At 71.1% G+C, this 10,481-nt stretch carries 12 protein-coding genes and 1 pseudogene; 8 read left to right on the top strand and 5 right to left on the bottom strand.

Annotation, left to right across the window (positions count from 1 at the left end; genetic code table 11):
* Positions 1–678, bottom strand: a 678-nt coding sequence (locus ACLFOB_RS11875) for a vWA domain-containing protein (RefSeq protein ID WP_410926192.1), incomplete at its 3' end; no start/stop codon positions are given.
* Between the two features lie 303 nt (positions 679–981).
* Between ACLFOB_RS11875 and ACLFOB_RS11880 the strand changes: the two genes are divergently transcribed.
* Complete coding sequence (locus ACLFOB_RS11880) at positions 982–1,350, top strand: response regulator (RefSeq protein WP_410917289.1); 369 nt, start codon at positions 982–984, stop codon at positions 1,348–1,350.
* A 177-nt stretch (positions 1,351–1,527) separates the two neighbouring features.
* Here the strand turns inward: ACLFOB_RS11880 and ACLFOB_RS11885 are convergent, their stop codons facing one another.
* From ACLFOB_RS11885 to ACLFOB_RS11900, 4 genes are read right to left on the bottom strand one after another with little or no spacing between them, the layout of a single operon-like run.
* Positions 1,528–2,367 carry a heme ABC transporter ATP-binding protein gene (locus tag ACLFOB_RS11885; RefSeq protein WP_410926193.1) on the bottom strand — a complete coding sequence of 280 codons (840 nt, stop codon included), beginning with the start codon at positions 2,365–2,367 and terminating at the stop codon, positions 1,528–1,530.
* Between the two features lie 8 nt (positions 2,368–2,375).
* Complete coding sequence (locus tag ACLFOB_RS11890) at positions 2,376–3,446, bottom strand: FecCD family ABC transporter permease (RefSeq protein WP_410926194.1); 1,071 nt, start codon at positions 3,444–3,446, stop codon at positions 2,376–2,378.
* 3 nt (positions 3,447–3,449) lie between these two features.
* The gene (locus tag ACLFOB_RS11895) at positions 3,450–4,280 is read right to left on the bottom strand and encodes a hemin ABC transporter substrate-binding protein (RefSeq protein ID WP_410917292.1); all 831 of its coding nucleotides are present in this window, start codon (positions 4,278–4,280) and stop codon (positions 3,450–3,452) included.
* Positions 4,277–5,320: a hemin-degrading factor gene (locus tag ACLFOB_RS11900; protein ID WP_410926195.1), complete on the bottom strand. Its 1,044-nt coding sequence runs from the start codon at positions 5,318–5,320 to the stop codon at positions 4,277–4,279. The genes ACLFOB_RS11895 and ACLFOB_RS11900 overlap by 4 nt, the downstream gene beginning before the upstream one ends.
* A gap of 217 nt (positions 5,321–5,537) precedes the next feature.
* On the opposite strand from ACLFOB_RS11900, the gene ACLFOB_RS11905 reads away from it, so the two are divergent.
* The 7 genes and pseudogenes from ACLFOB_RS11905 to ACLFOB_RS11935 form a co-directional block, all read left to right on the top strand.
* Positions 5,538–7,631: a TonB-dependent receptor domain-containing protein gene (locus tag ACLFOB_RS11905; RefSeq protein WP_410926196.1), complete on the top strand. Its 2,094-nt coding sequence runs from the start codon at positions 5,538–5,540 to the stop codon at positions 7,629–7,631.
* 56 nt (positions 7,632–7,687) lie between these two features.
* On the top strand, positions 7,688–7,882 hold the full coding sequence (gene hemP, locus ACLFOB_RS11910) for a hemin uptake protein HemP (protein WP_410917295.1): 195 nt from the start codon (positions 7,688–7,690) through the stop codon (positions 7,880–7,882).
* Positions 7,883–7,917: 35 nt separating this feature from the next.
* Complete coding sequence (locus tag ACLFOB_RS11915; protein ID WP_410917296.1) at positions 7,918–8,385, top strand: hypothetical protein; 468 nt, start codon at positions 7,918–7,920, stop codon at positions 8,383–8,385.
* Positions 8,382–9,032 (top strand): MotA/TolQ/ExbB proton channel family protein, encoded by a 651-nt coding sequence (locus ACLFOB_RS11920; RefSeq protein WP_410926197.1) that lies wholly within the window; start codon positions 8,382–8,384, stop codon positions 9,030–9,032. The genes ACLFOB_RS11915 and ACLFOB_RS11920 overlap by 4 nt, the downstream gene beginning before the upstream one ends.
* Complete coding sequence (locus ACLFOB_RS11925) at positions 9,025–9,402, top strand: biopolymer transporter ExbD (RefSeq protein ID WP_410917298.1); 378 nt, start codon at positions 9,025–9,027, stop codon at positions 9,400–9,402. The genes ACLFOB_RS11920 and ACLFOB_RS11925 overlap by 8 nt, the downstream gene beginning before the upstream one ends.
* Entirely contained in the window at positions 9,399–9,782 is a 384-nt protein-coding gene (locus ACLFOB_RS11930) for an ExbD/TolR family protein (RefSeq protein ID WP_410926198.1), read from the top strand. Before ACLFOB_RS11925 ends, ACLFOB_RS11930 begins: the two co-directional genes overlap by 4 nt.
* Positions 9,779–10,481 (top strand): annotated as a pseudogene (locus ACLFOB_RS11935) (hypothetical protein); the annotation flags it as partial. The gene ACLFOB_RS11930 and the pseudogene ACLFOB_RS11935, both read left to right, overlap by 4 nt.

Consider the following 10,481-nt stretch of genomic DNA (forward strand, 5'->3'; position numbering starts at 1 on the left):
CACGTCGAAGGCGGCGCCGGCGAGGGTGGTTTCGGGGGCGCTGACCGTGACCTCGTCCCGAGGTTCGGGCTCCGGCTCGGGTTCGGGCTCGGCAGCCACGGCCGTTCCGACCGCGCTGAGCGCCGCGCCCAGTTCATCGGCATTGCGCGCCGAAAGATATTGCCCGCCGGTGTTTTCCGCTATGCAGGACAGCGCACCGGCGTCCTCGTCGTCCAAACCGAAGCCCACCACATGCGCGGTGAAGCCGACACCGGCCCGTTCGAGCGCCTCGGAGACGGCGCAGGGGTCGCGCTCGCAGCTTTCCAGCCCGTCGGAAATCAGGACCACGGTGGCCGGCGCGTCGGTGTAGGACAGGGCGGTCGCGGCTTTTTCAACCGCGTCAGTCAGGGGCGTCTTGCCGGTCGGGGTTATGCCATCGATACGTTCGAGTATCCCGGCCCGCGTGTCCTCTCCCGGCGCGACGAGGATTTCGATGTCAGAACAATCGCCGCGCCGGCGATGGCCATAGGCCATGAGCCCGACCTTGCGCGTCTCGGCCCAGTTGCCCAGCAGGTTTTCCATGAGGTCTCGGGCGATCTCGATCTTGGCGGTGCCGTCGATCTGGCCCCACATGGAATTCGACCCGTCGAAAACGATCATGACGTTCTGATCGGCTGCGGCTGCCGGGAGCGCAGTCATCATTCCGCTCGCAAGTGCCATTGCGCAAAGTCTGTTCGCGATGAGTTTCATGTACTCTACCCTTCCAGATGTGTCGTCCGGCTCGAGCGGCGAGCGCCCCGTTTATCGGCGGGAAGGATTCGCATGGCAATCTTATAACTTGGCCTGTCTGCGCTTCCCGGTTCCAGCCCGCGGGCCACGGGCCGGAGCGAGGCACCGACGCAGCCGATGCCGAGGTCCGAAAACGCCTATCGATCGAGCGACGCCTCGACAAAGCTTTGGGCGCGCAACGCGGGCGTTGGATGCAGCGGCGCGGCACGCGGCATGACCGCACCGCCCCGGCGCCGCGACATCGCCGACGAGTTGCGCGAGGCGGGCTACCGCGTGCGCGAGGCGGCCGACGCGGCCGAGGCCGTCGCCGCGCTGCGCGACTGCACGCCCGATCTGGTGCTGTGCGACATCATGATGCCGATCCCGCCCGGATCGAGGGCGCCGGGACGATGCCGCCGGAAAGCGCGGATGCGGCGGGAGCGTCCGTCCCGACTGCAAACGAGCTTCCGCCGGATGCCGATCTCGTTGCACGCCTGGAAGCCGCAGGCTCCGTGGACGCGTTCCTCATCGAGCGCGGACTCTGGCAAGATGAAGCCGTGCAGGCGGTCTCCTTCCTGGATGGAAATCCCGTTCGGGCCCTGATCGTCACGCCCGACACGACGAGCTGGCTGCGCGTGTCAGAGATCCGGGGCGCCAGCGGGTCACCCGGCGACTAGCCTGTTGCTGTTCGGGTGGCCGGGCGCGCACGCCTGATCCTTCGTGTCGCCGCGCGGTGCCGGGTGGCGGGCGTCGCCCGCCGGGGCTGCAGCCGCGTGGCCATCAGGCCGGTCTGGCGCTACCGGTCGCCCGTGAGGGCGCTGCCGGGTCCTGCAAGGGCGCGGCCTGCGGCACCGGCGTCACGATCAGCCGGTCGGGCGCCTCTGCATGGATCGTGTCGATCCGGCATCCGTAAACCTGCGCAAGGCGCTCCGGATCCATCACCTGACGCGGCGGGCCGCTGGCCGCCACACGGCCCTGATCCAGCAGCACGACATGATCGGCGAAAAGTGCGGTCAGCGTCAGGTCGTGCATCACGGCGACGACCCCGCCGCCGCGCCGCGCGTAGTCGCCGGCCAGTTCCATGACCTGAAGCTGGTGCGCGACATCGAGGCTGGCCACCGGCTCGTCGAGAAAGAGCCAGCGGGGTCCGTCGCCGTCCCGCGGCTCCCAGACCTGGGCCAGAACGCGGGCAAGCTGCACGCGCGCCTGCTCGCCGCCCGAGAGCTCCTGGTAGAAGCGCGCCTCGTAGCCCGACAGGTCGACGCGGGCCAGCGCGGCGCGGGCGCGATTTGAGGCGGCGGCGCCTGCCTCGCCCGCGGCCTCCGCGCCCAGCCGCACCACCTCGAGCACGGTGAAGGGAAAGGCGAGGCGCGCGAACTGCGCCAGCACGCCGCGGCGCTGTGCCAGCTGCCAGGGACGCAGGCTGCGCGGATCGGTTCCGTCCAGCGTGATGCGTCCCTCGGCCGGGATCTCGCCGGTCAGCGCCCGCATCAGCGTGGTCTTGCCCGACCCGTTGGGGCCGAGGATCACCGTGAGCTCTCCGGGGGCGGCACGAAAGGCGAGGTCGTGCAGGATGCGGCGCTTGCCAAGGTGGACTGTCAGGTCGCGTGCGTCGAGCATGGCGGGCCTCAGAGGTCGATCACGCCGCGGCGGCGCAGAAGGATCCACAGGAAGACCGGCGCGCCCAGGAGGGCCGTGACGATCCCGATGGGCAGTTCCGCCGGCGCGATCACGCTGCGCGCGAGAATGTCGGCGCCGACCAGCAGCGCCGCCCCCAGAAGCGCCGCGTTGGGCAGCAGAAAGCGGTGGTCCGGCCCGATGGCAAGGCGCAACAGATGCGGAACGACGATCCCGATGAAGCCGATCCCGCCCGAGACGGCGACCGCCGCGCCGGTGGCCGCGGCGACCGAAAGGATTGCGAGGTTCTTCATCCGCTGCACCTCGATCCCCATGTGCGCCGCCGCCGCCTCGCCCAGCGCGAGGCCGTTGAGCCCGCGCGCCAGCCACAGCGTGCCCGCCATCGCGATCAGCATCACCGGCCCCGCCACGGCGAGCTTGGCCCAGCTTGCGCCTGCGAGCGAGCCAAGACCCCAGAAGGTCAGGTCGCGCAACTGCTGGTCGTCGGCGGCATAGACCAGAAGGCCCGTCACCGCGCCGGCAAGCGCGCCCAGCGCGATGCCCGCCAGCAGCATGGTGGCGACCGATGTGCGGCCGGCGCGCGTGGACACGCGGTAAAGGATCAGCGTCGCCGCCCATCCGCCCAGGAAGGCCGCGATGGGCACGGTATAGACGCCGATCAGCCCGGCGATGGCGGCCGGCAGCAGCCCGCCCAGCACGATCGCGGTGACCGCGCCCAGCCCGGCGCCCGCGCCCACGCCCACCAGCCCCGGATCGGCCAGCGGGTTGCGGAAGAGCCCCTGCATCACCGCGCCGGAGACGGCCAGGGCCGCGCCCACGCAAAGGCCGGTGACAAGCCGCGGCAGCCGGATCTCCCACAGCACCACCTGTTCCTGCAGGGTCAGGCCCTGGCCCGAGAGCATCCGGCCCAGCGCGCCCGTCAGCGACACGCCCGCCGCCCCCGTGGCCAGCGCGGCCCAGCACGCGATCAGCACCAGCCCGACCAGCACGACGCTCGCGCGCCGGGCGCGCAGGCGGCGGTCGCCGGCGTGCGGCGCGGTGGCCTCGGTCAGCGCGACCACCGCTCAGCCCCCGGGATAGAGCGCGGCGTTCAGGTCCGCGACCGCCTGCGCGGTGCGCGGCCCGAAGCCCAGAAGGTAGAGCCCGTCCATCTCGACCAGCCGCCCGTCGCGCCCTGCGGGCGTGGCGGCAAGCGCGGGATGGCCCAGCACACCCGCGCCGCCGTGGCCCTCGGCGCGGCCCTCCATCATCAGCACCACGTCGGGCGCGGCGGCCATCACCGCCTCGTCGGTCAGCGGCTTGTATCCCTCGAAGCCGGTGACGGCGTTTGTCCCGCCGGCCATGCGGATCATCGCGTCGGCCGCCGTGTCGGTGCCGGAGGCCAGCAGCCGCCCACCCTCTGCCGACAGCAGGAAGAGCACGCGCACCGGCTCTGCCACGCCCTCGGCGCGGTCCTGAACGGTGGCGATCTCGCTCTCGATCTCTTCGGCCAGCGCCGCGGCCTTCGCTTCAAGGTCCAGCGCCGCGCCCACCGCGCGGACCTTGGCCGCCACGCCCTTGGCGTCGGTGGCATCCGGGATCGTGACGAAGGGAATCTCGGCCCGTTCGAGGACCTGCACCGTCTCGGCCGGCCCTGCGCCCTCTTCGGCCAGGATCAGGTCGGGCGCCAGCGACAGCACGCCCTCGGGCGACAGGCGGCGGACATAGCCCACGTCGGGCAGCGCCTCGACCTCCGGCGGGTGGCTCGAGGTGGTGTCGCGTGCCACGACCCGGTCGCCCGCGCCCAGCGCATAGACGATCTCGGTCACCGCCCCGCCGGCGACGACGATCCGCTCGGCCGCGAGGCCCAGGGCGGGAAACGCGGCCAGCCCGACCGCGAGCAGCAGTGCCTTCATGCCACGCCCTCCGGTGCCGGCAGCTCGGCCACCATCGCGTTCCAGGCAACGGGCTCGGCCTCCTTGCGCTTGCCGAAGCATTGCAGGATCAGCCGTCCCTCGGCGTCGAACGCCTCGACCGAGATGGCCGGGCCGCGCTGCGTGGGCTTCCAGACGCGCCAGACCTCTGCCACGTGATCGGCGCGCAGGTGCAGGTTGAAGCGCGGGTCCAGCACGTTCTGCCACGGGCCCATCGGCTTGATCGTCTCGATGGTCCCTGCGTGAATCTGGATGCAGCCCGCGTTGCCGACGAAGAGCATGATCTCGATGCCCTCGGCCGCCGCGCCCTCCAGCATGGCAGAGACGGCGGCGGGCGCGAGCGGTTCGGCGTAAGGCGCGCCCGCGCCGCGATAGGCGCCAAGGCGGTTCATCTTCAGCTTCGAGACGAGGCGCAGGAACTGGTGGGTGTCGGTCATCCGGTCCCATTCCTTGCGCAGGAGGTCCATCTTGTCCTCGCGCAGCTTCGCGCCCTCGGGGGGCGTGCGGGGGGCTGCATCGAAATCGCGGCTGTCGTCGCCGGTGGCGAGCGCCGTGACCAGTTTCTCGAAGGCGGCGACATCGGAGGCGGGCTTCAGGTGCACCTTGTGCACCGCATCGCCCGCGGCATCGAAGACCTGCAGGCTGCGCTTCACGCCCTTGTCGGTCTCCTCGACCACGGCGAAGGCATGCGCCCAGTGCTTCGGGAACATCCGCAGGTCGATCTCGGGGCCAAGCACCATGGTCGCGTGTTCGCCGCCGTGGTATTCGACGTATTCGCCGACCCGCTCGTGCACCGCGCTGTCGTTGCGGGTCAGCGCCATGACCTCGCCCAGCGTCGAGACCGGGGGAATCAGGTCGTTCGGGTGCGCCTTGAGCCGGGTGGCGGTGCGGCCCACCTCGGCGGCGACCAGCGCGGCCTCCGACACGCCCAGTTCGTTTGCAAGATCGCGCGCCCGACGCTCGGGGCGGGCGGTCCTGGCCTCCAGCAAGGCGTCGGGGGTCATTGGGTCGGACAGCGGCATCCTTCGCCTCCTTCTGCTTTTTTCTGCTTTCCGGCGCGCTTCCGTCGTCCGGCTGGATCGCCCGGAAGATAGCTGGATCGCCCGGAAGATACTTGACTGTTCTTGTCGGTGTTCTTAAACATCCATTCCTGACACATCAAGTCGGAAATGCGCGGTACCGCCAGCCTCTCGCCAGCCCGCTCCGCAGATCAAGGACAGCAAGCAAGGGGAGCCTCGAATGGCGAGGGGGAACGGGATTCGTGCCGCACTGGTGTGCGGCGCGGCAGCGGCGGCACTCACCGCGGGACAGGCAGCGGCACAGGACGAGGGCGGCACCGCCTACACGCCGCTGGGACGGCTGGTGCTGGGCGCAGGGACGGAAAAGGTGGCGATCGACACGCCGCAGGCGGTGACCGTGCTGGAGGAAGAAGACATCGAGCGCGAACAGCCGACCACGGCGGGCGATCTTTTCGACACGGTGCCGGGCGTGCAGGCCGGCGGCTCCGGCCGCGTCGCGGGCGAGACCTTCAACATCCGCGGCATCGGCAACGCCGAACCGGCGAGCCAGTCGCGCGTCGTCGTCAACGTGGACGGCACGCCGAAGTTCTTCGAGCAGTACCGCACCGGCACCTTCTTCGGCGATCCCGCGCTCTACAAGCGGGTGGAGGTGCTGCGCGGGCCGGCCTCCTCGACGCTCTACGGCTCGGGTGCGATCGGCGGCGTGATCAACTTCACCACCAAGGACGCCGCCGATTTCCTCGCGCCGGACGAGACGGCCGCGCTGCGCTTCTCGGGCGACTACACCTCGAACGGCGACGGTGCGGGCGCTGGCGTGATCTTCGCCACGCGCCCGCGCGAGGGGGCGGAGTTCCTCTTCGCGCTCAACCGCGACACCTCTGGCGACATCGAGGACGGCGACGGCGCGACGCTCGCGGGCACCGATTTCGATCGTCTGTCCGGCCTCGTGAAGGGCACCTTCCGCTTCGGCGAGATGCAGGATCAGGCGCTGCGCCTCTCGTATTCGCGCACCGAGGGGGATCAGGAGGACACTACTGTCGATCAGACCGGCGGGAGCGGCGGCTTCGGCACGGCGGATGTCGAGAGCCGCGACGAGACCGCTGTGGTCGCCTATTCCCACGCGGGCGCGGGCAACCCGTGGCTCGATCTCGAGGTCACGCTCTCTTGGTCCGACACCGAGGTCGTGCAGAACGACCTCGTGCCTCCTCCGCCTACTGGGCCTGGAGCCCCCCAATTTTCCTGTGGGCCGGGCTTCAGTCAGTTTTTCTGCGACAAGGAGGCGGCCTACGAGACGGTGACGCTCAAGGCCGAGAACACCATCGCCTTCGGTGGCGGCGCCTGGGAGAATTACCTCACCTTCGGCGCGCAGGTCTCGCAGCAGGAGCGCACCGCGACGAGCCGCGTGGGCGCCATGGACTTCCACCCCGAGGGGACGGACACCCGCGCCGCGCTCTACGCGCAGGGCGAGTTCATCCACGAGAGCGGCCTGACGCTGATCCCCGGCCTGCGCCTCGAGCGCATAGAGCAGGAGCCGGGCGAGACCGCGCCGGACGGCGGGCAGGACAAGAGCTTTACCGCCGTCTCGCCCAAGATCGCGGCGCTTTACGAGGTGAACGATAGCTGGTCGGTCTTCGGCTCGCTCGCGCGGACCGAGCGGGCGCCGACGCTGGACGAACTCTACTCGACGAGTGCTGGGCGAAGCCCGAGCATGAACCTTGATCTGGAGGTGGCGACGAGCGCCGAGCTTGGCCTCGCCTACGCCGGGCGCGACGTGCTCGCCCAGGGCGACAGCCTCGAGGCAAAGGTCACCGCGTTCCATAACGATCTCGACGACCTGATCGCTACGCCGGAAGACGCAGGGCCGGGTACTCCCAATCGCGCCAACATCGACGAGGCGCGGATCTGGGGCCTCGAACTCGAGGCCGCCTATGACGCCGAGCGGTGGTTCGGGCAGGCGGCCTATTCGCTGGTGCGGTCGGAGGATCTGTCCACCGGCGAGACGCTGACCGACACGCCGGCCGACAACCTTGCGCTGACGCTGGGCTGGAAACTGCCGGAGCACGGCGTGCGGATGGGCTGGCGCGGCGTCTGGGCCGGCGACATCACCACCGCCTCGCCTGGGACCAGCGGCGACAGCTACGTGGCCCACGACCTCTTCGTGGACTGGACGCCGCAGCAGGGGCCGCTGGAGGGGTTCACCGTGGGCCTTGCGGTCGAGAACGTGACCGACGCCACCTATCGCCCGAACCTGCAGCTCGACAACGCGGCGGGCCGCAGCGTGAAGCTGGCGCTCACCCGCGAGATTTCCTGGTGAAACGCAAAGGCCAGGGCCCGCACGCCGGCCCTGGCCGCCCAAAAGGAGGATCAGCCATGAAGCACAACCAGTTCAGCGTCAGCGACGCGCAGCCAGCGACGGACGAGAACGAGCCCCCCGGAGGCCACGATCTGCCCTGTCACGACGCCATCGCCTTGACGGACGGCGGCACGCTTGCCCTGATCACGCTGGGGGATCAGACCTACAGGCTGCGCATCACGCGCGCGCAGAAGCTGATCCTGACCAAGTGACGCGGCACCCGTCCCCCAGACAGAGGAAGGCAGGCATGGCACCCGCAAGCGGCACCTCGTCCGCCAATACCCGCGCGCGAGCCCTCCGCGCCCCCTGGGCCCTGCTCGCACTGGCGCTCGCGGCGCCCGTCGCCGCGCAGGAGGAAGAGATCGGCGCGCGCCTGTCCATAGAGCTCAACACCCTGCGCCAGACCGAGGCGGGCTGCGAGATGAGTTTCCTTGCGGTCAACGGCTACGCCGAGGACGTGGCGTCAGCGGTCTTCGAGGCGGTGCTCTTCGACGCCGAGGGCCAGGTCGATCGCCTGACCCTGCTCGATTTCGGCGCACTGCCCGCAGGCCGGCCGCGCGTGCGCCAGTTCGTGCTGCCCGACACGAGCTGCGAGGGCCTGGGGCAGGTGCTGTTCAACGGCGCCACCGATTGCGAGGCGGGCGATCTGGGCCCCGAGGCCTGCGAGCAGGATCTCGACCTGCGCACGCGCACGGACATCGAGGTGACCGGATGATCGACCGGCTGCAGGAGATGGTGGCCCGCGTGGCGGAACTGGGCGGGCCGGTCGTGATGATTCTCGTTGGCGTCTCGGTCGTGACGCTGGCGGTCATCCTCTACAAGCTGTGGCAGTTCGCCGCCGCGGGCGTGGGCCGCCACGCAGCCCTGCGGCAGGCCGTGGCGGCCTGGGACGCGGGCGAGCGGGCCGATGCGCGCGTGGCGCTCGACCGCTCGCGCAGCTACCTGCGCCCGGTGATCGAGATGGCCCTGTCGGGGATGCAGGACGCCGCCCGGCTCGAGGCCGAGGCCGAGCTGCGCTTCGCCCGGCTCGAACGCGGGTTCCGCTTCCTCGACACGGTGGCGCAGCTTGCGCCGCTGCTGGGTCTGTTCGGCACGGTTCTTGGCATGATCACGGCCTTCCAGGCGTTGCAGGAGGCGGGCGCACAGGTCGATCCATCCGTCCTGGCAGGCGGCATCTGGGTCGCGCTGCTGACCACCGCCGCGGGCCTCGCCGTGGCGATGCCAACGTCCGTGGTGCTCAGCTGGTTCGAGGCGCGGATGGACGCCGAGCGGGTCTTTGCCGCAAGCGCGGTGCACACCATCCTGTCGCCGGGCGCGGCGCGTGCCGCGCCACGGGCGCAGGGTGCGCCGGTTCATGCGTAGCATCCGCCGGCGGCGCAGGATCTCGATGACCTCGCTGGTCGATGTCATCTTCCTGCTGCTGCTGTTCTTCATGCTGACATCGACCTTCACGCGCTTCGCGGAGGTCGAGCTGACCTCCGGCGGCGGCGGGACCGCCACGGCCGAGACGCGGCCGCTCTTTCTGCAGGTCGCCCCCGACCGGCTCAGCCTGAACGGCGCGCCCGTCGCGCTGGAGGAACTGGCAGAGGCGCTTGCGGCGGATGACGCCACGGCGCCCCGGCCTCTGCTCGTGGCGCTGCGCGGAGAGGTGACGGCGCAGCGCCTGACCGATCTGCTGGTGGTGCTGCGGGGCGTGCCGGGCGTGCAGGCAACCGTGCTGGGGGCGTCATGAGGGCGCGGCGCCACAGACCCGCGCGCGAGCCCACCATCGCGCTGATCAACATCGTCTTCCTGATGCTGGTCTTCTTTCTTGTCGCGGGCACGGTCGCACAGCCGCTCGATCCTGATCTGCGGCTGGTCCGCACCAACGAACTGGAGGGCGCGGCCCCGCCCGACGCGCTGGTGCTGCACCCCGACGGACGCATGAGCTATCGCGGCACCGACACCGCCTCGGCCGAGGCCTTCATGGCGGCGCGGGGCGATGCGGGCGGCACGGTGCGCCTGGTACCCGACCGCGACCTGCCCGCGGCGCGGCTTGTCGAGATCGGCGCGGCCCTGCGCGCGGCCGGCGCCGAGCGCGTGCTGGTCGTGACCGAAAGGGGGCTGGAATGATCGCCTCGTCGCGGGGCATGAAGGCGCTGGCAGTGACCGCGGCGCTGGGCGCACATGCGGCGCTGGTGCTGGCGATCATGCCGTCCGCGACGGTCGAGACGGAGGGCGCGACCGGCGCGGCAGAGGTGCGTCTGGGCACCAGCTTCGCCGACATGGCCGCGGGCACGCTCACGCCGCAGGCGCCGACCGAGGCGGCGGAGCCGCCGGCCCGGCGGCCGGACCCGGCACAGGCTGCCCCGTCCGAAGGCCGCGCCGCGCGCGCGACACCGGAACGCACGGCCGCGCCCCCTGTGCAGCCCGCCGCCTCCGCAGACGCCGGCGAAGCGGCGCAGCCGGAAACCGCACAGGCGAAAGCGCAGGCTGACGTCCCTGCGCTGGCCTTGCAGGATCCTCCCTCGCCCGCGCCAGAGGCCGCGCGGCGCCCGGCAGACAAGGCCTCGGCATCGGAACCGGCCGCGACGGCGACCGTGGAAGGCACCGCGCCGGTTCCAGTGACCGACCGCCTGGCCAGGGCCCCGGCGACAACCGCAGCGCAAACCGAAGGGGCAACGCCGGCAAAGCGACCCGTCGATGCGGCGAACTCTGCCCGGGCGCAAGACCCGGAAATGCCCGACGCGTCCGCACCCGCCACGCCCGAACGCCTCGCGGCCCCCGCCGCTCCAGCCGAAGAGGCACAGGCCTCCGACGCGCCGGCCACGG

The organism is Rhodosalinus sp. (genome assembly GCF_046542825.1).
Lineage (GTDB): Bacteria > Pseudomonadota > Alphaproteobacteria > Rhodobacterales > Rhodobacteraceae > Rhodosalinus.

Excerpts from the sequence above, each read along its gene's own strand:
- ACLFOB_RS11920 (WP_410926197.1), top strand. The coding sequence starts at position 8,382 with ATGATCGACCGGCTGCAGGAGATGGTGGCCCGCGTGGCGGAACTGGGC.
- hemP (WP_410917295.1), top strand. The coding sequence starts at position 7,688 with ATGAAGCACAACCAGTTCAGCGTCAGCGACGCGCAGCCAGCGACGGAC.
- ACLFOB_RS11895 (WP_410917292.1), bottom strand. The coding sequence starts at position 4,280 with ATGAAGGCACTGCTGCTCGCGGTCGGGCTGGCCGCGTTTCCCGCCCTG.
- ACLFOB_RS11905 (WP_410926196.1), top strand. The coding sequence starts at position 5,538 with ATGGCGAGGGGGAACGGGATTCGTGCCGCACTGGTGTGCGGCGCGGCA.
- ACLFOB_RS11885 (WP_410926193.1), bottom strand. The coding sequence starts at position 2,367 with ATGCTCGACGCACGCGACCTGACAGTCCACCTTGGCAAGCGCCGCATC.
- ACLFOB_RS11915 (WP_410917296.1), top strand. The coding sequence starts at position 7,918 with ATGGCACCCGCAAGCGGCACCTCGTCCGCCAATACCCGCGCGCGAGCC.
- ACLFOB_RS11925 (WP_410917298.1), top strand. The coding sequence starts at position 9,025 with ATGCGTAGCATCCGCCGGCGGCGCAGGATCTCGATGACCTCGCTGGTC.
- ACLFOB_RS11880 (WP_410917289.1), top strand. The coding sequence starts at position 982 with ATGACCGCACCGCCCCGGCGCCGCGACATCGCCGACGAGTTGCGCGAG.
- ACLFOB_RS11930 (WP_410926198.1), top strand. The coding sequence starts at position 9,399 with ATGAGGGCGCGGCGCCACAGACCCGCGCGCGAGCCCACCATCGCGCTG.
- ACLFOB_RS11900 (WP_410926195.1), bottom strand. The coding sequence starts at position 5,320 with ATGCCGCTGTCCGACCCAATGACCCCCGACGCCTTGCTGGAGGCCAGG.